The 26879-nt window shown below is 42.9% G+C and carries 24 protein-coding genes, 1 pseudogene and 1 other annotated feature; of the genes and pseudogenes, 21 read left to right on the top strand and 4 right to left on the bottom strand.

Annotation, left to right across the window (positions count from 1 at the left end; all coding sequences use genetic code 11):
• Window positions 1-49 precede the first annotated feature (49 nt).
• Window positions 50-1060 (bottom strand): lactonase family protein, encoded by a 1011-nt coding sequence (locus QM351_RS04235; protein ID WP_195487649.1) that lies wholly within the window; start codon window positions 1058-1060, stop codon window positions 50-52.
• A gap of 165 nt (window positions 1061-1225) precedes the next feature.
• On the opposite strand from QM351_RS04235, the gene QM351_RS04230 reads away from it, so the two are divergent.
• From QM351_RS04230 to budA, 3 genes are all read left to right on the top strand, one after another.
• Window positions 1226-2401: an AI-2E family transporter gene (locus QM351_RS04230; protein WP_414326688.1), complete on the top strand. Its 1176-nt coding sequence runs from the start codon at window positions 1226-1228 to the stop codon at window positions 2399-2401.
• A complete protein-coding gene (locus tag QM351_RS04225; RefSeq protein WP_414326687.1) occupies window positions 2391-3620 on the top strand; it encodes a tetratricopeptide repeat protein in 1230 nt (409 codons plus the stop codon). The genes QM351_RS04230 and QM351_RS04225 overlap by 11 nt, the downstream gene beginning before the upstream one ends.
• A gap of 71 nt (window positions 3621-3691) precedes the next feature.
• The gene (budA, locus tag QM351_RS04220; RefSeq protein ID WP_049486420.1) at window positions 3692-4408 is read left to right on the top strand and encodes an acetolactate decarboxylase; all 717 of its coding nucleotides are present in this window, start codon (window positions 3692-3694) and stop codon (window positions 4406-4408) included.
• A gap of 299 nt (window positions 4409-4707) precedes the next feature.
• On the opposite strand, the gene QM351_RS04215 is transcribed toward budA, so the two are convergent.
• Window positions 4708-6369 (bottom strand): NFACT family protein, encoded by a 1662-nt coding sequence (locus tag QM351_RS04215; protein WP_414326686.1) that lies wholly within the window; start codon window positions 6367-6369, stop codon window positions 4708-4710.
• Window positions 6370-6530: 161 nt separating this feature from the next.
• Window positions 6531-6762: a binding site (T-box leader), on the top strand.
• A gap of 132 nt (window positions 6763-6894) precedes the next feature.
• Between QM351_RS04215 and trpX the strand changes: the two genes are divergently transcribed.
• The 7 genes from trpX to QM351_RS04180 all read left to right on the top strand — a co-directional run bounded on the left by trpX (window position 6895) and on the right by QM351_RS04180 (window position 14703).
• Entirely contained in the window at window positions 6895-7896 is a 1002-nt protein-coding gene (gene trpX, locus QM351_RS04210) for a tryptophan ABC transporter substrate-binding protein (RefSeq protein WP_024055230.1), read from the top strand.
• Between the two features lie 123 nt (window positions 7897-8019).
• Entirely contained in the window at window positions 8020-8439 is a 420-nt protein-coding gene (locus tag QM351_RS04205; protein ID WP_414326685.1) for a chromosome partitioning protein ParB, read from the top strand.
• Between the two features lie 313 nt (window positions 8440-8752).
• A complete protein-coding gene (gene pheS, locus QM351_RS04200; protein ID WP_031574521.1) occupies window positions 8753-9799 on the top strand; it encodes a phenylalanine--tRNA ligase subunit alpha in 1047 nt (348 codons plus the stop codon).
• A gap of 2 nt (window positions 9800-9801) precedes the next feature.
• Window positions 9802-10326, top strand: coding sequence for a GNAT family N-acetyltransferase (locus QM351_RS04195; protein WP_272107243.1), 525 nt, complete (start codon window positions 9802-9804; stop codon window positions 10324-10326).
• Between the two features lie 73 nt (window positions 10327-10399).
• A complete protein-coding gene (gene pheT, locus QM351_RS04190) occupies window positions 10400-12805 on the top strand; it encodes a phenylalanine--tRNA ligase subunit beta (protein WP_414326721.1) in 2406 nt (801 codons plus the stop codon).
• Between the two features lie 167 nt (window positions 12806-12972).
• The gene (locus QM351_RS04185) at window positions 12973-13755 is read left to right on the top strand and encodes a DUF6612 family protein (RefSeq protein ID WP_141751592.1); all 783 of its coding nucleotides are present in this window, start codon (window positions 12973-12975) and stop codon (window positions 13753-13755) included.
• A gap of 18 nt (window positions 13756-13773) precedes the next feature.
• Entirely contained in the window at window positions 13774-14703 is a 930-nt protein-coding gene (locus QM351_RS04180) for a hypothetical protein (protein WP_070595039.1), read from the top strand.
• A gap of 86 nt (window positions 14704-14789) precedes the next feature.
• On the opposite strand, the pseudogene QM351_RS04175 reads toward QM351_RS04180, so the two are convergent.
• Window positions 14790-14924 (bottom strand): annotated as a pseudogene (locus QM351_RS04175) (FeoB-associated Cys-rich membrane protein); the annotation flags it as partial.
• Between the two features lie 403 nt (window positions 14925-15327).
• On the opposite strand from QM351_RS04175, the gene QM351_RS04170 reads away from it, so the two are divergent.
• The 11 genes from QM351_RS04170 (at window position 15328) to QM351_RS04120 (ending at window position 26311) form a co-directional block, all read left to right on the top strand.
• Window positions 15328-15636 carry a hypothetical protein gene (locus QM351_RS04170; RefSeq protein ID WP_003011369.1) on the top strand — a complete coding sequence of 103 codons (309 nt, stop codon included), beginning with the start codon at window positions 15328-15330 and terminating at the stop codon, window positions 15634-15636.
• Window positions 15637-15649: 13 nt separating this feature from the next.
• Window positions 15650-15859 (top strand): helix-turn-helix transcriptional regulator, encoded by a 210-nt coding sequence (locus QM351_RS04165; RefSeq protein ID WP_003011455.1) that lies wholly within the window; start codon window positions 15650-15652, stop codon window positions 15857-15859.
• On the top strand, window positions 15856-16635 hold the full coding sequence (locus tag QM351_RS04160) for a DUF3169 family protein (RefSeq protein WP_414326684.1): 780 nt from the start codon (window positions 15856-15858) through the stop codon (window positions 16633-16635). The genes QM351_RS04165 and QM351_RS04160 overlap by 4 nt, the downstream gene beginning before the upstream one ends.
• A gap of 11 nt (window positions 16636-16646) precedes the next feature.
• Window positions 16647-17540, top strand: a complete 894-nt coding sequence (locus tag QM351_RS04155) for an ABC transporter ATP-binding protein (RefSeq protein WP_003011119.1) — start codon at window positions 16647-16649, stop codon at window positions 17538-17540.
• Window positions 17537-18751 (top strand): ABC transporter permease, encoded by a 1215-nt coding sequence (locus QM351_RS04150; RefSeq protein ID WP_003011195.1) that lies wholly within the window; start codon window positions 17537-17539, stop codon window positions 18749-18751. The genes QM351_RS04155 and QM351_RS04150 overlap by 4 nt, the downstream gene beginning before the upstream one ends.
• Window positions 18752-18848: 97 nt before the next feature.
• The gene (locus tag QM351_RS04145) at window positions 18849-19772 is read left to right on the top strand and encodes an aldo/keto reductase (RefSeq protein WP_003010982.1); all 924 of its coding nucleotides are present in this window, start codon (window positions 18849-18851) and stop codon (window positions 19770-19772) included.
• Window positions 19773-19920: 148 nt separating this feature from the next.
• Window positions 19921-20496 (top strand): TetR/AcrR family transcriptional regulator, encoded by a 576-nt coding sequence (locus QM351_RS04140; protein WP_003010958.1) that lies wholly within the window; start codon window positions 19921-19923, stop codon window positions 20494-20496.
• Complete coding sequence (locus tag QM351_RS04135; RefSeq protein ID WP_003011428.1) at window positions 20493-21173, top strand: ABC transporter ATP-binding protein; 681 nt, start codon at window positions 20493-20495, stop codon at window positions 21171-21173. The genes QM351_RS04140 and QM351_RS04135 overlap by 4 nt, the downstream gene beginning before the upstream one ends.
• A gap of 3 nt (window positions 21174-21176) precedes the next feature.
• A complete protein-coding gene (locus QM351_RS04130) occupies window positions 21177-22322 on the top strand; it encodes an FtsX-like permease family protein (RefSeq protein WP_414326681.1) in 1146 nt (381 codons plus the stop codon).
• A gap of 385 nt (window positions 22323-22707) precedes the next feature.
• Window positions 22708-24453, top strand: coding sequence for an ABC transporter ATP-binding protein (locus QM351_RS04125; protein WP_003010911.1), 1746 nt, complete (start codon window positions 22708-22710; stop codon window positions 24451-24453).
• On the top strand, window positions 24443-26311 hold the full coding sequence (locus QM351_RS04120; protein WP_003011452.1) for an ABC transporter ATP-binding protein: 1869 nt from the start codon (window positions 24443-24445) through the stop codon (window positions 26309-26311). The genes QM351_RS04125 and QM351_RS04120 overlap by 11 nt, the downstream gene beginning before the upstream one ends.
• 40 nt (window positions 26312-26351) lie before the next feature.
• On the opposite strand, the gene QM351_RS04115 is transcribed toward QM351_RS04120, so the two are convergent.
• Window positions 26352-26834, bottom strand: a complete 483-nt coding sequence (locus tag QM351_RS04115) for a glutathione peroxidase (RefSeq protein WP_151378608.1) — start codon at window positions 26832-26834, stop codon at window positions 26352-26354.
• Window positions 26835-26879: the final 45 nt, after the last annotated feature.

Below are 26879 nucleotides of genomic sequence, written 5' to 3'. Positions count from 1 at the left end.
TTTCTCATTTATTTAATCATTTTTTTAGAGCTTTGACAACTAAAACGACTTAATGAAAAACCGTACAAACTGCCTCTGGAACATAGAAGTCGTCGGATAGAAGGGTCAATTTTCCACTAGCTAGATCCCGCTTGAAGACGCTTGCGTTTGGTGAATCTTGATGGGCTGCGATCAAATAGTTTTGATCAGGACTAAGTGTGAAATCACGTGGATTGAGCCCTTGACTTGGAACAATTTCAATCAGTTCTATGCTGCCATCAGCCACAACTTTGAAGACAGCGATGGAATTGTGAGCACGGTTAGATGCATAAAGGAATTTTCCATCGGCTGAGAGCTTGATGGCTGATGCCCATTTTTGTCCCTCGTAGTCGGATGGAAGAGTAGAGACGGTTTGGAAGTGTTCGAATTCACCCATGCCGTCATAAAAGAGGACGTCGATTGTGGCATTTAATTCATTGATGAGATAAGCAGTCTTGTAGTGGGAATGAAAGACAAGGTGACGAGGTCCTGCACCTGGAGCTGTTTGGTACTGATTGATCAGGGTAAGTTTTCCTTCCTCACTGACATCATAGACATGCAAACTGTCTGTTCCTAGGTCACACGTGATCAGGTACTGATCTGGCGTAAGGTCTGCATAGTGAGCATGCGGACTTGCTTGATTGGCGTGGGGACCACTTCCTTGGTGAGTGTCCTGATCGACAAAGGACAAACGCCCATCTGCCTCTAGCTTATATACGAGAACTTGCCCTTTGTGATAGTTAGCTCCATAGACTAGTTGACGGTTTTCATCGACAGAGACATAGCAGAGTGGAGCCCCTTCTTCGACAACGTGATTGAGCGGCTGAAAATCGGCTGTAAAACTAGCGATTCCCCCTTTTCCATCTTCAGCTCCGACACTATAAAGATTGCCTTTTTTAGAAAAAGCGATATAGGTTGGATTGGGCTCAGCTACCACTAGTTCAAGATGGCTCAATGCCCCTGTTTCAGGGTCGAATTGTGCCTTGTAAATTCCTTTGGATTCTTTTTTGGTATAGGTACCGAAATAAATTGATTGAGACATAGATCACCTCGTAAGATTTGTTAGGTTTATTATATCAAAGGTCCTATTGGAAGGCAATTGCTAGTTGAAGAAGGGAGTAGTCTTTCTGATTTTACTAGTTTTTTCGTAACTTCACGCTCAAAAAATGCTAAAATAGATACATGTTGAAATGAAAAGGAGTTTTCCGTGGATAATAAAGAAAAACAGTTTAGTATGTCCTGGTTTTTTAGATGGTTTATAGACAACAAGGCTATTACCGTATTTTTAGTTACCTTGCTCTTGGGTCTGAATCTCTTGGTCTTGAGTAAGATCACCTTTATTTTTATTCCGATTTTTGAGTTTGCAGGAGCTGTCATGCTGCCAGTCATTATTTCTGGTTTGCTCTATTACTTGCTCAATCCTATTGTCGACTTTCTTGAAAGAAAAGGTCTTAAGCGGATTTATGCGATTTCCTTCGTCTTTTTCTTGATTGCAGTCCTCTTAATCTGGGGTCTGGCTGTCGTGATTCCAGCTGTCCAACGACAAGTGGTGAGTTTCTTTCATAACCTGCCAACTTATTTGGAGAAGGCCAATGCAACCATCGACGATTTTCTAGACAATCGCGTCTCTTCTGATATCAAACCCCAGTTGGATGAGATCACCAAAGAATTGTCTGCAAATATTACTACTTGGGCCAGTTCGATCTCTGGGCGGGCTGTCAATTGGGTCAGCAACTTGATCGGAGTTGCTTCGCAAGTCATCGTTGCCTTGATCATCATGCCTTTTATTGTTTTCTATCTTCTTCGGGATGGGAAAAATTTAAAAGGCCACATTGTTCGCTTCTTACCGACAAAGATTCGTAAATCGGCTGAACAAGTTCTCTCAGATGTCAATACCCAGCTCTCCAATTATGTTCGAGGGCAAATTACGGTAGCCATTGTCGTCGCCATTATGTTTATCCTCTTCTTTAAGATCATTGGCTTACGTTATGCGGTGACACTTGGGATCTCTGCAGGGATCTTGAATTTGATCCCTTACTTGGGTAGTTTCTTAGCCATGTTACCTGCTTTAGTCTTAGGCTTGGTAGCAGGACCAGAGATGTTTATCAAGGTCTTAATTGTATTTGCAGTGGAGCAAACCATTGAAGGACGTTTCGTATCTCCTTTGGTTTTGGGAAGCCAGTTAAATATCCATCCGATTACCATTTTATTTGTGCTCTTAACGTCAGGATCTATGTTTGGAATCTGGGGAGTTTTCCTTGGTATTCCGGTCTATGCATCTGCTAAGGTCGTTATTGGAGCTATCTTTGAATGGTATAAGGTCGTCAGTGGCTTGTATGAAGAACACAATGAAATAGAAGAGGAAACACAGAGTGAGTCATAGTCAACAAATGGTAGAGGCTCTTGATCAGCAAGAGCTAGAAGAAGCAGAAGTTCAATTTCAAAAGGCCTTGTTAGAAGATAGTGAAGCGCAACTATTGGATTTGGGTCAATATCTTGAAAGTATTGGTTTTTACCCTCAGGCAAAAGAGGTTTATGAACAGATTGCAGAAACCTATCCAGAAGTATATCTGAGTTTGGCAACCATCCTTGCAGAGGAAGGGCAAACGGAAGAGGCCTTTGCTTATTTAGAAGAAATTGGCCCTGAGTCTAACTGGTATGTAGCTAGTCTCTTGGTCAAGGCAGATCTCTATCAGCTGGAAGGTCTCGCAGATGTGGCGCGTGAAAAATTAGTTGAAGCAGCCAGTCTGTCTGATGATCCGATCATTCAATTAGGGCTTGCAGAAATTGATCTGGAATTGGAACGCTACCAAGAGGCTATCCAAGAGTATGCCCAGTTGGACAATCGGGAGATTTTGGAAGCGACAGGGATTTCTACCTATCAACGGATTGGTTTTGCCTATGCCAATCTTGGTAAGTTTGAAGCAGCTGTGCCCTTCTTAGAGAAAGCTCTGGAGATTGAGTTTGATGACCAGATTGCTTATGAATTGGCGACCTTATTGTCAGACCAAGAAGAATACCAAAAAGCCCTGATCTACTACAAACAAATTGACACTTTGTCGCCTGATTTTGAAGGGTATGAGTACGGGTATGCCTTGGCCTTACAGGCAGAAAATGACCGTGAAAAAGCGCTTGAAATCGCCAAACAAGGGATTGAGAAGAATCCATTTGACGCACAGTTGAAGCTTCTTGCTTCTCAGCTTTCTTATGAGCTCCACCAGCCTGAACAGGCAGAAACATATCTGTTGGAAGCTAAAGAAGTGGCAGATGATCTCGAAGAGATTGCTCTTCGCCTCACTACCCTTTATTTAGAACAGGAGCGTTTTGACGAAGTCTTAGATTGGCAAAATGAAGAAGTCGAAACGGTTGTCACACGTTGGAACATTGCCCGTACTTTGTCTGCCTTAGAGAAAACAGAAGAAGCCGTATCAGCCTACCAAGGGCTCTATGAGGACTTGAAGGACAATCCAGAATTCCTCGAAGCCTATGTGTATCTGTTGCGTGAAGCTGGCGATGTGACAAGGGCGCGTGAAGTGGCCAATCAGTATTTGGCGATCGTACCAGACGATGTGCAGATGCAAACTATCTATGATAGCCTCTAATAAAACCATATCGTGAAGTTTCGGAACAGTTTGTGGTATACTGGTAGAAGATAGAATGAGGAGAGAAAAACATGGAACCAGTGAAACTTTTTCAATACAATACCTTGGGTGCCCTAATGGCGGGTCTGTACGGGGGTTCATTTACGATTGGAGAACTCTTGGAACATGGGGATCTAGGAGTTGGAACGCTTGATTCAATTGATGGAGAGTTGATCGTATTAGATGGAAAGGCTTATCAGGCTAAGGGATCAGGCGACCATCCTGAAATTGTCGAAGTTTCTCCTGATGCCAAGGTTCCTTATGCAGCAGTTGTTCCTCACCAAGCAGAAGTGATTTTCCGTCAACGCTTTGAAATGACGGATGAGGAATTGGAAGCTCGTATTGAGTCTTATTACGATGGCGAAAATCTTTTTCGCTCCATTAAGATTCGTGGTGACTTTGTCAAGATGCATGTCCGTATGATTCCAAAATCAACACCAGAGATGAAGTTTGCAGAGGTTGCAACCCATCAGCCAGAGTATACACGGGAAAATGTCACAGGGACCATCGTCGGCTTTTGGACACCAGAAATTTTCCATGGCGTGAGTGTGGCAGGATACCATTTGCACTTTATTTCAGATGACCACACCTTTGGTGGCCATGTGATGGATTTTGTCATCTCAGAAGGGATTGTAGAGGTGGGGGCTATCGATCAGCTGGATCAACGTTTCCCAGTCCAAGACCGTCAGTACCTCTTTGCCAAATTCAATGTCGATGAGGTCAAAGAAGACATTAATAAAGCAGAATAAAAAGGTTGAGCGTCGCTCAACCTTTTAGAATGTAGACAAACTGTTCTAAGAATGCTGAAAAATAAAATGAGGTATACTTTTAGGCTCATTCAACATAGATTGAAACTTTCCGCCGTGAGAAAAGTGCTTGAAATATAATCATTTCAAGCACTCGGGAGTTTTGAGACTTTAGGCTCAAAACTAAGTCATGGAACTTCTTCGAAGTTCGCTGACGTCCGTTCTCACCTAAGGAAAGTTTCTTAAATAACATTATCTTCAACACGAAAGGTTGAGCGTTGCTCAACCTTTTATTTTTGAAATCAGTCTGTTAGTTTCATGGCTTTGATTTTTTCTTCTTCTGGGGTGACCCGCAGAGTCTTCTGGCCGGTGTAGGTGACAAAGCCGGGCTTTCCACCTGTTGGTTTATTGAGTTTCTTGGCTTCGATCATATCTACTTGGACCAAGTTTGAGAGACGGGCCTTGGAATAGTAGGCGGCCAACTCTGCGGCCTCGGTCTTCACTTCATCCGTTGGATCGAGATTTCCTGTAATGACGACATGGCTGCCTGGGATATCTTTGGCATGGAACCAGAGCTCGTCTTTTTTAGCGATCTTAAAGGTCAGTTCATCGTTTTGCAGATTATTGCGACCCACTAAAATGATGGTTTTGCCATCACTAGCCAAGTATTTTTCTGGTTTTTTCCGTTTATGGATTTTTTCTCGGTTGCGCCGTTTGATAAAGCCGGTCTGGATTAACTCTTCACGAATCTCTGCCACCTCAGCCAGGCTCGCTTGAGAAAGGGCCGTTTCAACCGTTTCAAGATAAGAAATGGTTTCCTTGGTTTCTTGAATGAGGATGGTCAAATGTTTGACGGCTTCTTTTAACTTCTGGTAGCGTTTAAAGTAGCGTTGGGCATTTTGATTGGGGGTCAGGGCCTTGTTGAGTTGGATGGTAATGGGCTCGTTGGTATAGTAATTGTCCAGGACAACCTGGTCTTGGTCGTTTGGTACCTGATGGAGGAAGGTTGTCAGTAATTCTCCTTTTTGGCGGAATTCTTCCGCATTGTCGGTCGCCGCTAACTCCGCCTCTTGCTTGGCTAATTTTTTTCGGTTCTTTTCAAGATCGTTTTCGACCTTGCGGATCAATTCACTGGCCTGTTGTTGCACCCGATCGCGCTCAGCCTTGTCTCGGTAATAGTCATCCAGTAGATCTGAAAGTGTCTCAAATGTTTGACTCGACGCATCCGCAAAGGGGATAGCCGAGAAGGATTTGGTCGTTAGGCGTGGCTCAGAAGGTGCCTCGAAAAAGGCACGGAAGGTTTTTAATTTTTCATCCGTCTCAAGTCGCTTGGCTAATTCTTGAGCCGTATCTCGCCCCAAACCTTGGAAACATTTTTGAAGGTTTTTTGGGCTTAACTCTTCCTTGTGAAGAAGGGCAAAAAGGGCTTCATCTCCAATTGTAAAAGGATTGACCGCGTCGGTTTTCGGAGGAGCTACATAGGTTGATCCAGGGAGAATGGTCCGGTAGCTATTTTGTGAGAAACCGACATGTTTAATGGCTTCGATGATTTTATTGCTGGTGCGGTCCAGGAGAATAATATTACTGTGCTTGCCCATGATTTCGATCATGAGGCTGACAGAAATGGCATCTCCAATTTCGTTTTTATTGGAGACACGGATTTCAAGAATCCGGTCGTTCTCCATTTGCTCAATCCCTTCAATGACAGCGCCTTGAAGATATTTGCGCATAACCATAATAAAGGTATTGGGAAAGGCAGGATTTTCAAAGTTGGTCTGGGTCCGTTGGATCCGTCCGAAGACAGAATGGGCAGAGAGCAAGAGTTTTTGGTTTTTTCGATTGCCTCGGATTTGGAGCACCAATTCTTGCTCGAAGGGTTGGTTAATTTTTTGAATGCGGCCACTCAAGAGTTCGGCCTTCAATTCTTGCACCATATGGTGTAAAAAAAATCCATCAAAAGACATGGGATTCCTCATCATTCTAGCGTTTATTCTAGTAAATTATATCAAAATTAGAGCGGAAATCCCAGAGAGAAGCTAGAAGCTGTTCAATAGAAAATGAAGAGAAAATGCGAACGTTTTCAAAAAAATGCAGAAAAAGTATTGACATTTTTGAAAGAAAATTTTAAAATGTAAGAAATTAGAAAAGTAGTAAATGAAAGTTTCAAGAGAGCCCACGGTTGCTGAGAGTGGGTAGCGGCAGTTTATGAAATTGGACTAATGATGAGATGAATTTGAAACAATAAAAATTCGGTTGGCACACCTTATCGTGCAACTTGTTGCTAGACAAGACAGAGATATGGGGGAGACTATCTTTTTCCCATAAGTGAGGTGGCACCGCGATGACACGTCCTCACATAGCTTTTGCTATGTGTGGGTGTGTTTTTTGTTTTAGATGAGAAGGGAGAAAAGATATGAAGAAACGATGGCGTCGCAGTCTTTAGATGATGGAAAAAAAGAAGAAAATGAAAAATAGAAGAGGTATTAAAAATGAAAAATAAACGTTTAATGGGAATTATTGGTTTGATTGCAGCTGCAGTCATTGGGACAGCGATCTATTCAGCTACAGCAGGTAAAGACAACAAGGCAGCAAGCAGCAATGAAAAGGCTAAAGTTGGGGTCTTGCAGTTGGTCAGCCACCCTTCGCTTGATTTGATCTACAAGGGGATTCAAGATGGTTTAGCTGAAGAAGGTTATGACAAGGACAAAGTGGACATTGATTTCCTTAATGCTGAAGGCGACCAAAACAAAGTTGCAACCATGAGTAAACAATTGGTAGACAAGGATAACCAAGTCTTGATTGGAATTGCAACTCCATCTGCTCAAGGTTTGGCTAGTGCAACCAAAGACAAACCAATCGTTATGGGAGCTGTCACTGATCCGGTCGGCGCAAACTTGGTCAAAGATTTGAAAAAACCAGGTGGCAATATCACTGGGGTATCTGACCATAATCCAACTGAGCAACAGTTGAAATTGATCAAAGAGTTGACTCCGAACGTGAAAACAATAGGGATCCTGTACTCAACCAGTGAGGATAATTCCAAATCTCAAGTAGAAGAATTTACAAAATTGGCTGAAAAAGCAGGTTACAAGGTGGTTCCTTATTCTGTACCTTCTACAAATGAAATTGCTTCTACCGTGTCTGTAATGTCAGGCAAAGTCGATGCTATCTGGGTTCCAATCGACAATACCATCGCTTCAGCCTTCTCAACAGTTGTCGAAGCCAACAAAACAGCTAAAAAACCAATCTTCCCAAGTGCGACAGCCATGGTCGAAGCTGGTGGTTTAGGTTCAGTCGTTGTCGACCAACACGATCTTGGAGTAGCAACTGGTAAAATGGCTGCGAAGATCTTGAAAGGTCAAAAACCTGCGGATACACCAGTTGAAATCTTTAGCCAAGGAAAATCTGTCATCAATAAAAAAGTCGCAGATGAATTAGGCATTACTATTCCAGAATCTGTCTTGAAAGATGCTGGACAAGTCATTAAATAAAAAGGAAACGAATCACAAGAATGGCAGGGGAAGTTGGCTTTGGCAGGTCTTTAAATCGTGACCTTTAAAAATGTCTACCAGTGCTCATGACCAACTATGTTACTCATGGTAGAGGAGAAAGATATGGAAGTCAAGATAACAGATCTTCATCCGACCCAACTATATTTATCAGAAAAGAAGTTACAAGCTATCCAGATGCTGGATCAGTCGGCAGACATCATCAATGTGGATCCAATTAGTGTACTTGCATTTGGAAATCGCTTCTTGATTACAGACGGGCATCACAGGGCTTATCAGGCTTTATTGGCAGGTCGGGATACGATTTCTGCTGAGTTTGATAGAGATGGTGGCGATGACTTGTATGCTCTCTATGCGCAAGCTTGCGAGGAAAGAAAGATAGACTCTGTCTTGGATTTAAAAAATCGTATCTTACCTCAAGATGAGTATGAAGCAAAATGGTATAACTGGTGTGATGGTTTTAACCAAGCAGCAACTCTTCTATTGAAAAGGAATGCAGATGAAACCGACCAGGCAAATAGATAATGCATTACGTCCTGTTCCTTCTTCTATTGAAATTAGTCTCATCTAACTTGTTTTTTAACTAAAAATCTGATAAACTAGATAGTAATTGAATAGAAATCTGCAAGACTAGTACCTCAAGGGAAGTGCGACAGGGAGAAGAGCCGTGACTGAAAGCTCTTTGCATGAAAGCTGGGTGAATTCACTTGCGCAAGGATTTAGAAATTAAGGTCTGGTTTACAGATAAAAAACGGATGGTACCGCGTGTCAACGCTCCGATTAGGAGAAGGCACGCGGTTTTTTTCTATGTCTGTAGGTGGACCATGATGGAGGAAATATGTCAACGATTGAAGAACAACTAAAAGCGCTTCGAGAAGAAACGCTGGCAGCCTTGAAGCAGATCTCTGCTGAAAATAAAAAAGAGATGCAAGAACTACGGGTCTCTGTTCTTGGGAAGAAAGGATCTCTGACGGAAATTCTTAAAGGGATGAAGGATGTCTCTGCTGAGATGCGTCCGGTTATTGGAAAACACGTCAATGAAGCCCGTGATGTCTTGACGGCTGCCTTTGAAGAATCAGCCAAACTCTTGGAAGAAAAGAAAGTCCAAGCTAAACTAGCTAGCGAAAGCATCGATGTGACCCTTCCAGGTCGTCCAGTTGCTAGTGGTTACCGTCATATTTTGACCCAAACCAGTGAAGAAATCGAAGATATCTTTATCGGGATGGGGTATCAAGTCGTTGACGGCTTTGAAGTGGAGCAAGACTATTATAACTTTGAACGGATGAATCTGCCTAAAGATCACCCAGCGCGGGATATGCAGGATACCTTCTATATCACAGAAGAAATCTTGCTTCGGACCCATACTTCACCTGTACAGGCGCGGGCTATGGATGCGCATGACTTTAGCAAGGGACCATTGAAGATGATCTCTCCAGGGCGGGTTTTCCGTCGGGATACGGATGATGCGACCCACAGCCACCAATTCCATCAAATCGAAGGCTTGGTTGTTGGGAAAAGCATTTCTATGGCCGACCTTCAAGGAACGCTTCAATTGATCGTGCAAAAGATGTTTGGTGCAGAACGTCAAATCCGTTTGCGTCCTTCTTACTTCCCATTCACTGAGCCATCTGTTGAGGTCGATGTCTCTTGCTTCAAATGTGGTGGAGCGGGATGTAACGTATGTAAGAAAACTGGTTGGATTGAAATCATGGGAGCCGGTATGGTTCACCCACGGGTCCTTGAGATGAGTGGGATTGATCCAACAATCTATTCAGGATTTGCCTTTGGACTTGGTCAAGAGCGTGTGGCCATGCTTCGTTACGGAATCAATGATATCCGTGGCTTCTATCAAGGAGATGTTCGCTTCTCAGAACAGTTTAAATAATCATGTTAGTTAGAGTAAAAATCGATCAATTAGAGACCTTACGTGACCTAGAAGTGGAAACCTATGGGGATACCTTTGGTCCCTATATTGTTGAGGAAGATTTGGAAGATTACTTCTCTACTGTGCTCTCTTTGGAGCAAATCGAGAAGGATCTGCTAGATCCAGAATCTGAAACCTATTTTGTCCTCAATGAAGATCAAGAAATCTGTGGTTTTCTCAAGATCAACTGGGGTCAGGCGCAGACCGAGCCAGTAGAGATGGATAAGTCCTTTGAGATCCAACGGATCTATGTCAAGAAGGAATGTCAAGGGGCTGGTTTCGGCAAGGAAATGTTTAGCTTTGCGCTGGATCAAGCCAAGAGTCGTGGCTTTGAGTGGGCTTGGCTAGGTGTATGGGAACGCAACTTTAAGGCGCAAGATTTTTACTACCGCTTTGGATTTGAACGATTTAGTGAACACCAGTATATCACCGGAGATACCGTGGATACAGACTGGTTGTTGCGCAAGCATTTGAAGGATAATCCGTAAGCTTAATTGTGGGTTCAAATTGAGAGAAAGGAATTGAGAAGATCTCACCTAGTGGGATCTTATGATCGGAATTATGTTAGTATCATATAAATGGTTAAAACAATTGGTGGACGTGGATGTGCCATCAGAAGAGTTGGCTGAAAAAATGTCAACCACAGGGATCGAGGTAGAAGGTGTGGAATCACCTGCTGCTGGTCTCTCAAAAATTGTCGTCGGTGAAGTCTTGTCTTGTGAAGATGTACCCGAAACACACTTGCATGTCTGCCAAGTTAATGTGGGTGAAGAAGAAGCGCGTCAAATCGTCTGTGGAGCACCAAATGTGCGAGCAGGCATCAAGGTGATGGTGGCTCTTCCAGGTGCTCGCATCGCAGATAATTACAAGATTAAAAAAGGGAAAATCCGTGGGTTGGAGTCGCTCGGAATGATCTGTTCACTTGGTGAATTAGGGATTTCTGACTCCGTTGTACCGAAAGAATTTGCAGATGGCATCCAAATCTTGCCTGAAACTGCTGTTCCAGGTGAGGAAGTCTTCTCCTATCTAGACTTGGATGATGAAATCATCGAGCTTTCTATCACTCCAAACCGTGCAGATGCTCTTTCGATGCGTGGGGTAGCACATGAAGTAGCAGCCATCTATGACAAGGCAGTCAACTTCAAAGAATTTACTTTAACAGAAACAGACCAAGTTGCAGCGGATGCTCTTTCTGTCAGCATCGACACAGATAAGGCTCCTTATTATGCAGCTCGTATCTTGGACAATGTAACTATCGCACCAAGTCCACAATGGTTGCAAAACCTCCTCATGAATGAAGGCATCCGTCCCATCAATAATGTGGTTGACGTGACCAACTATATCTTGCTTTACTTTGGTCAGCCTATGCATGCCTTTGACTTGGATACCTTTGAAGGAAATGACATCCGTGTACGTGAAGCGCGTGCAGGTGAGAAATTAGTGACCTTGGATGGGGAAGAGCGTGAGTTGGAAACAAGTGACCTCGTGATTACGGTTGCTGACAAACCTGTTGCCCTTGCAGGTGTCATGGGGGGAGAGGCTACAGAAATCTCTGAAAAGTCTACTCATGTAGTTCTTGAAGCTGCTGTCTTCAATGGCAAATCTATCCGTAAGACAAGTGGTCGTCTCAACCTACGCTCTGAATCATCTTCTCGCTTTGAAAAAGGGATCAACGTGGCAACCGTTAATGAAGCCCTTGATGCGGCAGCAACCATGATTGCAGAGCTTGCTGGTGCGACCGTGCGTAAGGGCATTGTTTCAGCAGGCCAGTTGGATACTTCAGATGTGGAAGTTTCTTCTACTCTTGCAGACGTGAACCGTGTCCTTGGAACAGAGCTTTCCTACGCGGATGTCGAAGATGTCTTCCGTCGTCTTGGTTTTGGCCTTTCTGGAAATGCAGAAAGCTTCACAGTCAGCGTTCCTCGTCGCCGTTGGGACATCACTATCGAAGCGGACCTCTTTGAAGAAATTGCTCGGATTTATGGTTATGACAAATTACCAGCAACCCTTCCAAAAGATGACGGGACAGCAGGTGAATTGACAGCGACTCAAAAATTGCGTCGCCAAGTTCGGACCATTGCTGAAGGTGCTGGTTTGACAGAAATCATCACCTATGCTCTGACAACTCCTGAAAAAGCAGTGGAGTTCACGACTGCGCCAAGTAACTTAACAGAGCTCATGTGGCCAATGACTGTGGATCGTTCAGTCCTCCGTCAAAATATGATCTCAGGGATCTTAGATACCGTAGCTTACAACGTCGCTCGCAAGAACAAAGATTTGGCCCTCTACGAGATCGGAAAAGTATTTGAACAGACAGGTAATCCAAAAGAAGAATTGCCAAACGAAATCAACAGCTTTGCCTTTGCTTTAACTGGCCTAGTCGCTGAAAAAGACTTCCAAACTGCAGCTGTTCCAGTTGACTTCTTCTATGCTAAGGGAATCTTGGAAGCCCTCTTTGCTCGCTTGGGTCTTGATGTGACTTATACAGCAACACAAGAAATCAAGAGTCTCCACCCAGGGCGGACAGCCTTGATCTCACTTGGTGATCAGGTGATTGGGGTCTTGGGACAAGTCCACCCTGTAACAGCTAAGGCTTATGATATCCCAGAAACCTATGTGGCAGAATTGAACTTATCTGCTATTGAAGCAGCTCTTCAACCAGCCGCAGCCTTTGTGGAAATCACTAAATTCCCAGCCGTGAGCCGTGATATCGCCCTTCTCCTCAAAGCAGAAGTGACCCACCAAGAAGTGGTTGATGCGATTCAAGCTGCTGGCGTGAAACGCTTGACAGACATCAAACTCTTTGACGTCTTCTCAGGTGAAAAACTAGGACTTGGCATGAAGTCTATGGCCTACAGTTTGACCTTCCAAAATCCAGAAGATAGCTTGACGGATGAAGAAGTCGCACGCTATATGGAAAAAATCCAAGCTTCACTTGAAGAAAAAGTCAATGCAGAAGTGCGTTAAGATATAGATCAAAACAGTTGAGACATGCTCTTAGCTGTTTTTGTTTTGTATTTAAAAAATTACAATCTTTTTACAAGCTTGTGAAAGGATTTACAAAGATCATAGAATCGTTTATAATAGAAGAATAAACATTAGTAGATTTACTGAAAAAAGGAAGGAAAATGGGGATGTTTAATATAAGAAAACCTATCTTGTCACTTGTTGGTTTATTGGCAGTAGTTAGTCTAGTTGGATGTCAACAGGCTGAGGGCAAGAAGGGAAATTCAAAGGAACTAAGCCAAGAACAAATCATCGAAAAGGGGTTAGAAGCCTTTGAACACTTGAAAAATGGCGAAATCAAACTGGAGAGTAAGATTGAGAGAAAGTTTAGTGAACCAACAAGTGATGGGAATACACACGCAGTATATACTCCGACTTTTGAAGGATCCTTTGAATTAAAACCAGTGAGGGTACGTGGACTATATACGAACAACGGTACGAGTCAAGAAGAGTATTACGATGCCTTTCATGAGTATTCTAGACCAAAAGACTCATCAGAGTGGGAAATGTTTTCTTATTCTCAAGAGAATAAACAACCTGTGGGGGTAAATCAAGAAGCCATACGCTTCTTTCAGACACAGAAAGACAAGTTTGAAGTGACCAAGAAAAAGGACCAGTATGTCTTAACCTATAAGAGTAAGGATGTAAATCATTTACTAGAACCAAATAACGCCGTGTTACAAGGCCCTGTTCCCATAGGAGTTAGTTATTTTGAAAATTCAGAAGGGAGCTACCAGATAGACCTCATCGTTTCTAAGGAGAACTTGACACCTTTAGGTGTTACTTATACTTGTACTTCTAATTCATCTTTTGCGAAAGAAAAATTAACGTGTAAAATTACCTATTCAAAACAAAATACTGGTGTCCAAGTAGAAGTACCAGAGGCTGTTGAAAAATTAGGTGGTATTTAGTTCAAAAGGAGTGAAGATATGAAACATAAAAGAAAATTATTAGTGTTTTTCTTATCTCTTCTTGCTTGTCTATTCCTTTCAGCTTGTAAATCGGCTAAAACCCCTTCAAAGGATACGACACAAGATAGTGGGAGTAAAGATGTGAAAACGTATATCCAAGCCATGAGAGATGCAAAAAACATGGAATATGTCAGTAAAATTTATCGAAAGAATCTACTTGAGGTAAAAGGTTCACAATCACTAATGTATGAAACAACCTTACGACATGGGAAAATTCAGTTTGACCCTCAAGTATATAATGAATTTTATACGAAAGATGGAGGAAATGGATCTACGACAGACAGTGATTCAGACCATTTTCGAAGTCTTGCCAATAAAATAGGTTCTACAGGATATGGGGATACCATTTTGAGACTATATTCTCCTGAAAAAGGGGTTCTGTATAAAAAAATAAAGAAGGGAGACGATAGTTGGACTTGGGATAGAGTGGAAGAAGTTACAGAACCAGCCCTGAAATATCAAAATATAAAAGATCCAGAAGTGGGACGTCATGAACTCATTTTGAAACTTTATGAAAAATATGCGGATCGATTTAAAAAAACTATCGATGGTCAGTATATCTATCTTGAATTTAAGGGAGATGTTAAGAAAGATATTGATCAAATTGGAGAATTTCAAAGTACTTTGTTAGATAGTGAGCTCTACACCAAAGCGAAAAATGAGATTCAGTCCGTCAAGTTGCACATTTATTTGTCTATGAAGAAAGACTCCTCAAATAAAGAAGAAAAATTAGTTCCTAGCGAGGCTAGGATTCAACTAGATACCAAATTGAAAAATGATAAAGGGCGAACGGTGAACAATGAAGACCATTTTGAATTTACTTATCGAGATATTAACCAGATAAAAGAAGTCAAAGCTCCCCAAGATTTTAATATCGTAGAGAATTAAATAGGAGGATAGAAAAACCATTGGTTCAATTGACCAATGGTTTTTTACGTTTCTGATTTCTGGTACACACCTATTCTTTGCTGATGGCGATGCGATTGGTGCATTTCGTCTTTGATAGGGCAGGAACACTCGCAGTCTCCGCAGGATCCTTTTCCCTTGAGGTAGGAGCGAAGACCTTGTCCAGCTAAAAAAATAAGGACGGTAATAAGAATAGTTGACATGGTAACCTCCTAGATATGAGTGGTAGATAAGTTTTTTAAGTTGATGAGTTGATCATTACTTTGCTGTGGCTTGTGGAAGATGCAGGGAACAAGGATGATGAAAATGATCAGAGCTAGCCTAGTCCTACTAGTTTAGACTTCATCGAGATTAAACACGTGTAAGATTATCTTGTAGCGACCAAAGTCATATTTCTTACTATGGAAGTCTTTTCAGATTCATAGCAGGGAGAAAAGAATCTTTAAAAGGTGCGCAAATGCGGGCCTTTTATTTCTTACCTCAAAATATCCATGTCAACCATCCTTCTATTTTTGACAAATATTTTTATTTTTTTGACAAGTATACTTGTCAAAAAGAAAAAGAAGTGTTACAATAATTTTAGTTGAAAGAAGGGGAGGTATTCTTATGGGAGCTATATGGATTCTATTTATCCCTTTTCTGGTTATCATTTATGCAAGCTCAGAAAAGAAGATAAAAAAGTTGAACAAACGTATTAAAAGATTAGAAAAACAAGTGAAAGGAAATCAAGAAATGTCTAGACTTTTAGAAGAATTAAAAGGCCAAACGGTCAAGGTGACAGTAAATGGATTTGGAACCGAATATGAGATTATAGATATCGATGAAGATTGGGTCAAATTGAGTCGTGAGACCAATAAACAACAAAGAGAAACCAAATTAGTCCGTATCGAAGATATTCAAGATATTCAACTATAAGGGGGCGAAAGCCATGATTTTAAAAAATCGACTGAAAGAGCTGAGGGCGCGCGATGGTCTCAACCAATCCGAGCTAGCCAAGCTAGCAGGTGTCTCGCGCCAGTCTATCAGTCTCTTGGAGCGGGGTGAATACACCCCTTCGGTTATCATTGCCATCACCATCGCCCAGATTTTCAGGGAACCGGTGGAAAATGTCTTTAGTCTAGTAGAGGAAGAGGAATGATTATGAAAAAGAAATATAAAGAAAGGTCAGCGCGTTACCGTTTTTGGAGAAATATAGCTATGATCCTATTAGGAGGAATCATTGGATTTTTGACAGGATTGGTTGGTTCAGATCATCCCATAGAATTTCAAAAACTTTTTGATCGAGAAATGCTCTATATAGGGTCTGCCATTTTATATCTAATCATCTTCGGAATTGCATCTACCTTCCTATTCTTGTCACGCCAGTCTCATCGGAAGATGGAGGAGACAGAGGATGATGAGGAGGCCTACCATTATGAAAGTCAAACGAGAAGAATCTATGACTTGGCTACGATTTTCAAAGGCGTTATGATTGTCCCATATCTATTAGTGATTTTCTTTTCTTGTCAAATACTAGTGTATGAAGAAAAACTATCAGGTGTTTTGGGAAAATACACCATCCCAATTGTTTTCCTTGGCTTGATCGTTCTCACTTTTGGACTGGAACATCAGTTTCGAAAAACGTTTAAACAGATTTATGGAAAGGCGATTCCACGTAATGCTAGTGGTGCAGAAGCCCGTGAATTAATGATGAGTATGATGGATGAGGAAGAAAAACAAATTTGCTATGAAGAGAACTTCGAGATTGTTTTTAAGTTAAGCAATTATGTCTTTCCAATATCCTTGATGGTGATATTCTTAGTTGGAATTATTTTCCAGACAGATATATTATTAGCCTTAGTTGTTGTATCACTGATTTATATCTATATCTTGGTCTCACAATACAAGATTACCAAACGTTATTATAAAGATTAGAGGAGTCATCCATGTTAGAAATTAGAAATTTAGAAAAAAGCTTCGGGAATAAGCAGGTTCTCTTCGGAGTAGATCTGACAGCACAACAAGGTCATATCCTTGGCTTAGTTGGGAAAAATGGTGCCGGGAAAACAACTATTTTCCACAGCATCTTGCACTTTTTGGACTACAGCGGTGAGATTCGTCTAGGTGGCAAAGCGATTACCCAAGAAACCTACAAGGAAATTGGCTATTTGCCAGAAGAACGTAGTCTCATGCCTAAACTCACGATTTTTGAGCAGGTCCGCTATTTGGCTGCATTAAAAGGAATGAGCACTGCTGAGGTCAAGGAAAAATTACCGACCTGGATGGAAAAACTCCAAGTAAAAGGGAAATTGACCGATAAAATCAAGAGTCTCTCAAAAGGGAACCAACAGAAGGTTCAACTGATCATCACCTTGATCCATGAGCCTAAATTGATCATTTTAGATGAACCCTTTAGCGGCTTGGATCCGGTCAATACAGAAGTGCTCAAGCAGGTCATCTTTGAAGAAAAAGAGCGTGGGGCAACCATTATCTTTTCTGACCACGTCATGACCAATGTCGAAGAGTTGTGTGATGATATCCTAATGATCCGTGATGGTTCGGTTGTCCTTTCAGGGCCTGTCCAAGAGGTCCGGAATAGCTATGGCAAGACTCGCCTCTTTGTCTCAAACGACTTTAGCAAAGAAGAGTTAGAAGCTCTGCCACACGTGACCAAGGTCAGCATGACCAAGCAAGGGACTTGGAAGCTGATCTTGGATGATGCATCAGCTGGTCCAGAATTATTTGACCGCTTGACCAAGGGCCACTACCTAGCAACCTTTGACCACCAAGCCCCAACTATTGATGAGATCTTTAAACTTGAATCAGGAGTAGAAGTATGAAACAGATGTTTGTCGTAATGAAAGAAACCTATATCAGACAAGTGAAATCATGGAGTTTCCTCTTCATGGTCTTCGGTCCCTTCCTCTTTTTAGGATTGAGCATTGGAATCGGTTATCTGACAGGTTCTTCTACAGATGCCAAAAACCAAGTGGCCTTGGTGACAGAAGTGCCAGCTGTCAAAGAAAGCCTCAAAGGAACCGATGGCTTGACCTTGGACTACAAAGATGAAGCAGCAGCTAAAAAAGCTATCAAGGATGAGAAAGCAGCAGCTTACCTAACGGTAGATGAAAAAGATGGGCAGCTAGAAGCCACTTATGTGGGCGACCAAGCCATGAAAACAGATTTGAAATCGCTTGTCGCTGCGAAATTAAGCCAAGTCCAACAAGGAATCAATCTAGCGCGTGCCAATCTAAGCAAAGAGCAACTGACAGCCTTGTCTCAACAGGTTTCTCTCAAAGAAAAAATTGATGAGAAAAAAGAAGGCTTGAAAATGGTGCAAACCATGGTTGCAGGTGGTTTGGGAATGTTGCTTTATATGATTTTGATCTTCTACTCTAGTATCACAGCCCAAGAAGTAGCCAGTGAAAAGGGAACTAAGATCATGGAAGTGGTCTTCTCTAGTATCAAAGCAACCGACTATTTCTTCGCACGCATGCTCGGACTCTTCGGAGTGATTTTTACCCATATTTTTGTCTATGTCGTTGGGCTAGTAGCTGTTTGGATCTTTAGAGCAGATATCCCAGTTGTCAAGGATATTCTTGCTCCAAACTCTCCAATTACCCAACACCTAGCAGAAGCGATCTCGCTTAATACCGTCTTCTTCATTATCCTTGGGATCTTTATGTATGTGGTGCTCTCTGCCTTCTTAGGCTCCACAGTTGCACGACCTGAAGATTCAGGAAAAGCGATTTCACCACTGATGATGTTAGTTATCTTTAGCTTCCTTGGGGTAACCACCTTGGGAAGTGCCGGTGACGTCTTCTTATTAAAGATTGGTTCCTACATTCCTTTCTTCTCAACCTTCTTCATGCCTTTCCGTACCATTAATGGCTATGCGACTGGTCTTGAATCTTGGGGTTCTTTAGGAATTGCGGTTCTCTTTACCATCGTGGGAACAGTGCTCATTGCCCGTATCTATGCGAGCCTGATCCTTCAGACCGATGACCTCGGACCATGGAAGACCATCAAACGTGCTCTTAGCTATCGCTAATCAAACAAGCCCTCAGATATCGCTGGGGGCTTTTTGATTGCAAATTGACTTTTGCAAGCCTTTTCACTACAATAGAACTACAGAAAAGGAGGCGGACATGAACTATATTGAGTTTGCTGAAAATGAGCGTCTGTCCACGATTGTCCTTGGGATGATGCGGATCAGCCAGATGAGTGAAGATGAGGTGGAGGCCTTAGTGGAAGCAGCCTTGTCGATTGGAATTAACACCTTTGACCTAGCGGATATCTATGGCGATGGCCAGTGTGAGGTCCTGCTGGGGAAGGTTCTCAAGCGTCGTCCGGATCTACGGAACCAGATGTGGATCCAGTCCAAGTGTGGGATTCGCAAAGATGGCTTTACCTATTTTGATTTTTCTAAGGACTATATTTTGGATTCCGTCGATGGCATCCTCGAGCGTCTGCAGATCGAGCGCTTGGATAGTCTCCTCCTTCACCGACCGGATGCCCTCATGGAACCTGAAGAGGTGGCGGAAGCTTTTGATCACTTGGAGCAAGCGGGCAAGGTTCGTCATTTTGGGGTGTCCAATCAAAATCCCATGATGATGGAATTGCTTAAGACGGCTGTCAAACAACCTCTCAAGGTCAACCAGTTGCAGTTGAGTGCCGCCTTTACACCGAGCTTTGAAGCTGGTTTTCATGTCAACATGGAAGGGCCAAAAGCAGCCGTGCGAGATGGCAGTGTCTTTGAGTATTGTCGCTTAACTGATACGGTGATTCAGGCCTGGTCTGTCCTCCAGCATGGTTATTTCAAGGGGAATTTTGTCGGCAAGGAAGAGTTTGCGGCCCTCAATCACGTCCTCAATGACTTGGCGAAAAAATACCAGGTCACTCCGACAGCTATCGCCCTTGCCTGGGTCCTCCGCTATCCTGGTAAGATGCAGGCCGTCATCGGAACGACCAAGCCCCAGCATGTCCTTGAAGCAGGAAAAGCAGCAACAGTTACTTTGACTCGCAAGGAATGGTACCAAATCTACTTGGCTGCAGGGAATGATTTGCCTTAGAATCTTGTTAGTAAACCAGATTCCACTCTTATCGGTGGTCTGGTTTTTTGTTTGGTAGTTTTCAGATTTTTCTTGACAAGTCTTTCTTTTTTATGATATTCTTTATGCAACAAGTGTTGCGCAACGGAAGTTGCGCGAAAGGAGTCTTATGCCACCCAAGGTTAAATTTAGTAAAGAGGCTATCATTGGGACCGCTTTACAATTGGTGAGAGAAGAGGGGATGGCTAGCTTGACAGCTCGAGCATTAGCGGAGAAGCTGGGAGCCACACCGAGAGTCATTTTTGGGCAATTTGCCAATATGGCTGAGTTGCAAGCAGAGGTTATTGCTGCGGCGGAGATGGTCGTGGTGGAGTATATTCGCAAGGCCTTAGAAGATGAAAAGCCTTTCCGATCTGTCGGGGTTGCTTATATCCTTTTCGCCTCAAAAGAGCCCCAACTCTTTCAATTGCTTTTCCAAAATCCTAGCAAAGATCCGATTCGTCGCTTTCAAGATTTTCTTCCCATGAAGGATCATAGTTACCAATTGGTTCTGGATTCGATCGTCGCAGACTATCCTTTGACTGTAGAGGAGGCTGGTCGCTTGTACCAGCATCTATTTATCTACTCACACGGGATGGCCTCTATGGTTGCTTCTGGTATTTATCAGTTCAGCATGGAAGAAGTGATTGGATTACTGACAGAGGTTTGTCAATCTCTCATCAAAGAAATGGTAGGAAAGAAATGATTCAACTAGAAAATGTACACAAAAGTTACGGCCAAACCAAGGTTTTAAAGGGGATTGGTTTGCAGATTCAGGACCAGGATGATGTGGTTATCCTCGGTCCTTCTGGATCGGGGAAATCAACTCTCTTAAATGTGTTATCAGGCTTAGAAAAGGTGGACGAGGGGCATATCCTCATTCAAGGACAAGATTTATCACAACTCACGGATGCTCAATTGACGGACTTTAGACGTGAGAAGATTGCTTTTATTTTCCAGCAGTATTATCTATTGCCGAATCTAACGGTTAGACAAAATGTAAAGATGGGAGCTGACCTGGCAAACAATCATGATTTTTTGCAGATCATAGAAGATTTGGGACTTGGCGATAAGCTAGACAAGTATCCAAGTGAATTGTCGGGTGGGGAACAGCAGAGAGTCTCTATTGCCCGGGCCTTGGCCAAAAAGCCCGAGATTCTTTTCTTAGATGAGCCGACGGGAGCTCTCGATGAAGAAACAGGGCGCAAGATTCTGGACTATATCTGGAAACTGAAGGAAAAGCTGGGCTTTACCCTCATCATGGTGACGCACAACCAAAATATTGCGGATATGGCCAGAACCATCATTCGCGTCAATAGTGGCAAGATTACCGAAGTTGTGACCAATGATCAGCCTCAGACTGCTTATGAGATTGGATGGTAAGCCATGTTTTCAGTAAAAGATATTCGAAAATTAGTTGTCGTCAGTATCATTGGGGCTTGTGCGGTCTTTGTGGCCAATCTCTTCTTAAATTTTTACTTGGACATCGAGCAGTTGGAGATTTCGAAAACCAATCCCATGATTCAGACCTACTATGATGCCCAGGTTTCGCTTTCTTGGATGGTGGCCATGGTCAGTGGGGTCGTCTTGTCCTTGACGTCGGTCCTTCTCATGTGTTTTTATATCAAACAATTTGTCGATGACCACAAGGAACAATTAGGGATTTTAAAGGCTTTGGGCTATAGCAATGGCCAATTGGCTAAACGATTTTGGGCCTTTGAACTTAGTTTTGGAGCTGGAGCGCTTCTTGGCTATTTTGCTTCTTTTCTTATGATGGGACATTTTTACGACTTTCGTAATGAGAAGGGGATCCTGCCAGAAATCACCATTCATTTTCATTGGCAGCTCCTGCTTGCCTTGGTGATCCTGCCAACGAGCTTCTTTATGCTTCTCGCGATTGGCTATGCTAGAAGACAATTACAAACGCCGGCACTTCGCTTATTGAAAAAGTCCCCAACCCCAATCAAGGTCCAAAGGAGAAAGCGGGCTCCTAAGAAAGAGAAAGACTTCTTAAAAGAGCTGTCCTCATCTCTGATTTGGGGGAGAAAATCGATCTTGTTTTTTGTTGTCTTTGGCTCTATGTGTTTTGCGGCCATGGTTCAATTGTCCTTTGGCTTAAGAGATTATACAGATGACATCATCCAAACCATGATGATTATGATTGGCTTGATCCTTTCTTTCTCGATTCTCTTTTTGTCATTGGGGATTGTGGTCTCAGAAAGCCGCGAAACCTTGGCTCTTATGAAGGCTTTTGGCTACACCAATCGTGAATGCCAAAGTCATATTCTCGCTCCCTATCGTTTTTGGGCTTATTTAGGATTTGTTCTTGGGACGGCTTATCAATATGGCATTATGGAAATCTTGATCGGTGTGATCAAAGATACGGTTCCTGAAAAGATTGAGCATTACTTTGATGGGAATGTGTGCTTCTGGACCTTGCTTGCTTTTGCTGTGGTTTACGAAAGCCTCTTTTATCTATCCAACAGAAAACTACAAAAACAAACCATCAAAGAAGTGCTCTTAGCTGAATAAATAAAAAAGAGAGTGGGACAGAAATTGGTAATTCGTTAGAATTCGATTTCGTCGTCCCACCTCCGCACAGTTGAGTAGGGCTGTAAAAGCTGATGAAATCAGCGTAGTAGGGCCCACTCAACCACTGCGTCTTGCTCGACAATCCAAAGACAATTGAGAGGCTAGGACTTTTGTCCCAGCCTCTTTTGCACTGAATAAACAGAAAAAATGACACTGTCTAAAAATCTTGCATTTTTTTGTAATTTAGGTTACAATGAAGACTATAAAAAATGCGTAATCCCTAGGGTCTTTCCCTCAGGGAATTTTGTGTGTTTTGACCTATTTTCGATGGAAAGAAGCTTTGCTTCTACCGCAGGAAAAAGTATGAATAACATTGGAGGTAATAATGATTCGATCCTTAATTTCCGAGATCAAAGAATTCAAGAAGCCCTCGATTTTGGCTTCCTTGTTCATGGTTTTTGAAGTCATGTTTGAGATTTCGATTCCCTTTGTCATGGCGAGTCTTTTGGACCAGGGTGTTCAACAAAGAAACATGAACAATATTTTGTTTTACGGTGGGCTCATGCTGGTCTGTGCCTTTCTCTCCCTCTTTTGTGGGATGCAGTCTGCCCGTTATGGCGCCTATGCATCGGCTGGTTTTGCCAAAAACCTTCGTCGGGCCATTTTCAAAAAGGTTCAAACCTTCTCATTTGAGAATATTGATCAGTTCTCATCAGGTGGGTTAGTCACTCGGATGATGACGGATGTGACCAATGTGCAAAATGCCTATCAAATGGTCATTCGGATCTGTGTTCGGGCACCGCTTAATTTGATCTTTGCCATTGTGGCTTGTTTCATGATCAATGCGGAAATGGCCATGATCTTTGTCTATGTGACCATCTTTTTAGCAGCTGTCTTAAGCATCATCATGAAGATTGTGTATCCGCTCTTCACAGAAGTATTTGAAGCTTATGACAATCTCAACAACAGCATTCAAGAAAACATCACCAATATGCGGGTGGTGAAGTCCTACGTTAAGGAAGCAGATGAAACGGTTAAATTCAAGAAGGCTTCGCGTTTGATTTATAACATGTTTATGAAGGCTATCCGTGTCGTTGTCTTGAGTAGCCCAGCTATGATGCTTTCCATGTATGCTTCTTTCCTTTTGATTTCTTGGATTGGAGCACATCTGATCGTTGGTGGTCAACTCTCTACTGGGAATTTGACCTCTATGTTTAGTTACACCATGACCATTCTCATGTCGCTCATGATGTTTATGATGATCTTTGTCATGTTGTCGATTTCCATGGCTTCTGTCGAGCGGATCAATGAAGTCTTAACGACCAAAACGACGATTGACTCTCCAGAAAATGGGATCAAAGAAGTCGCTGATGGATCCATCAACTTTGAGGATGTGACCTTTGCTTATACCGATGAAAATGGCGACAAGACCCATGTCTTACAAGGGATTAATCTTTCCATTCGTTCAGGGGAAGTTATTGGTATCTTGGGAGGAACAGGATCAGGGAAATCAAGCTTGGTTCAGTTGATTCCTCGTCTCTATGATGTTGAGTCTGGTCGGGTGACAGTAGCAGGCCACGATGTCAAAGAATACGATCTTGATTCCCTTCGTAAGCAAGTGGCCATGGTTCTTCAGACCAATGTCCTGTTCTCTGGTACGATTAAAGAAAATATGCGCTGGGGAAATAAGGATGCGACGGATGAAGAGATCATCGCAGCTTGTAAGATCGCCCAAGCAGATGAATTTATTCAAGATTTCAAAGAGGGTTATGACACCATGATTGAGCGTGGGGGATCCAATGTCTCAGGTGGTCAGCGCCAGCGTCTTTGTATCGCGCGTGCCCTTCTCATGAATCCCAAGATCTTGATCTTGGATGATTCGACTTCAGCGGTCGATACCAAGACGGATAGTTTGATCCGTCAAGGATTGGCAACCAGCTTGAAAGAGACCACCAAAATCATCATTGGTCAACGGATTTCCTCTATTCAAGATGCAGATCGTATTATCGTGATGAATGATGGTCAAATCGATGCGATCGGTCGTCACGAGGAATTGCTTGCGACCAATGCCATCTACCAAGAAGTATATGAAATGCAAACACAAGGGAAAGGAGAAGCAGATGAAAACTAAGAAAAAAGCAAATCTAGGCTCTATCCTTCGCCTGCTCGACTTCCTTTGGAAAAACCACAAGGTATCCTTGATTGTTTCCTTTATCTTAATCATTCTATCGTCTCTTGCGACGGTTAATGTGACAGCTTCGATTCAGTCCTTGGTCGATGTCTATGTGGAGCCCATGCTGACAAGTAATAGCCATGATTTTGGACCGCTCTTGTCCTTCTTAACACGAGTTGGTTTGATCTGTTTGATCGGGGTCCTTGCTAACTATGGCTTTACCTTGATCATGGCGACCGTTTCACAAGACTCACTTAGAAGTCTTCGAAATCAGTTGTTTGCTCGCATGCAAAAACTGCCAGTTCGTTACTTTGATACCCACCAACACGGGGACATCATGTCTATCTATACCAATGATATTGATGCTCTTCGCCAAGCGATTGAACAATCCATTCCTCAACTCTTATCCTCAGCGATTACCATCCTTGGGGTAACGATTACCATGCTGACGGTTAGTCCGCTCTTGTTCTTGATTGTTCTTGTCATGGTCATCGTCATGGTCTTTATCATCAAGGATGTCTCTGGCAAGTCAGGTCGTTACTTTGGCGCCCAACAAAAGAACTTGGGGATTGAGAACGGCTTTATTGAAGAAATGATGTCTGGTCAAAAAGTGGTCAAGGCCTTTGTGCATGAAAGCGAAAGCATTGAGGATTTTGACCGCATCAATGATCAACTCTTTGAATCCTCTTACCAAGCCAACCGCTATGCCAATGTCCTCATGCCAATTCTTGGGAACTTGGGAAATGTTTCCTTTGTTCTGACAGCCTTGATCGGGGGACTCTTTGCGCTAAACGGCGTCGGTGGTTTAACCATTGGTGGTCTTATGGCCTTTCTGCAATTGAACCGTTCCTTCACAGGTCCCATTGCCCAGGTCTCTCAACAATTGAACTTTGTCCTCATGGCCTTGGCTGGTGGAGATCGTGTCTTTGATCTCTTGGATGAAGAAGAAGAAGTCGACCAAGGAAAAGTGACGCTGGTCAATTATGAACTGGTCGATGGAGAAATGGTCGAAACTGATCAGAAAACCAACAAATGGGCTTGGAAACACCCACGTCCAAATGGAGATTACCAGCTTGTCAAGATGGTCGGAAATGTGGTCTTTGATGATGTTGATTTCTCTTATGATGGGAAGAAACAAATCCTTCATGGCATCAACTTGTACGCGGATAAGGGGCAAAAAGTGGCCTTTGTCGGAGCGACTGGTGCAGGAAAGACAACCATTACCAACTTGATCAACCGCTTCTATGACATCCAATCAGGAATGATTACTTATGATGGAATCGATATTAAATTGATTGAGAAAGATTCTCTGCGTCGTTCCCTCGGAATCGTTCTTCAAGATACCCACTTATTCACTGGTACGATTGCAGAAAACATCGCTTATGGCCGTGCTGATGCAACACGGGAAGAAATCCTTGAAGCAGCTCGGATTGCCAATGTGGATTCCTTTGTCAAGCACTTGGATCAGGGCTATGAGACAGTCTTGACAGATGATGGGGCTGGCCTATCAAATGGTCAACGACAATTGATCGCCATTGCCCGTGCAGCCCTTGCCAATGCGCCTGTCTTGATTTTGGATGAAGCGACGTCTTCGATTGACTCACGGACAGAGAAGATGGTGCAAGAAGGGATGGACCGCTTGATGGAAGGCCGGACTGTCTTCGTTATCGCCCACCGTCTATCGACGATTGTCAATTCCGATGTGATTATGGTAATGGACCACGGACGTATCATCGAGCGAGGCAACCATGCTTCCTTGATGGCAGAACGTGGCACCTATTACCGCCTCTACACCGGTGGACTTGAAATTGATTAATAATAAAAAAAGCTTGAGCGTTAGCTCAGGCTTTTTTGGCTTATTTCTCAAGTAATTCTTGGATCAAGTCTTCCATGGCAGCTGGCTCTGTTTTGGAGGAGAAGCGTTGGGCGACTTGGCCTTGTCGGTCGATGACAAATTTTGCAAAGTTCCATTCGATGCGTTTGCCCAGTGGCCCAGCTGCTTGACTTTTGAGCCAGTCATAGAGAGGAAGGGCTTCTTTACCATTGACCTTGGCTTTAGCGAATCGTGGGAAGGTGGTCTGGTAGTTGAGGCTGCAGAAACTATTGATTTCTTCTGCAGTTCCTGGTGCCTGCCCCATGAATTGGTTACAGGGAATGTCTAGGATTTCCAGCCCCTTTTCCTGGTAGCGCAGGTAGAGATCTTGCAGTCCTTGGTATTGCGGGGTCAAGCCACAGCCTGTTGCTGTATTGACCACAATGAGAACCTTACCTTGGTAGTGAGAAAGGGGAATCTCCTCCCCATTCTGGTTTTCTAAAGAAAAATCATAAATGCTGCTCATAGGTGGTATCCTTTCTGTCTCTTCAACTTTTATTGTAGCACAAAT

It is taken from the genome of Streptococcus parasanguinis, assembly GCF_047465465.1.
GTDB lineage: Bacteria > Bacillota > Bacilli > Lactobacillales > Streptococcaceae > Streptococcus > Streptococcus parasanguinis_AI.
The sequence above is the reverse complement of the archived record's forward strand: the minus strand, read 5'-3'. Positions and strand labels throughout refer to the sequence as shown.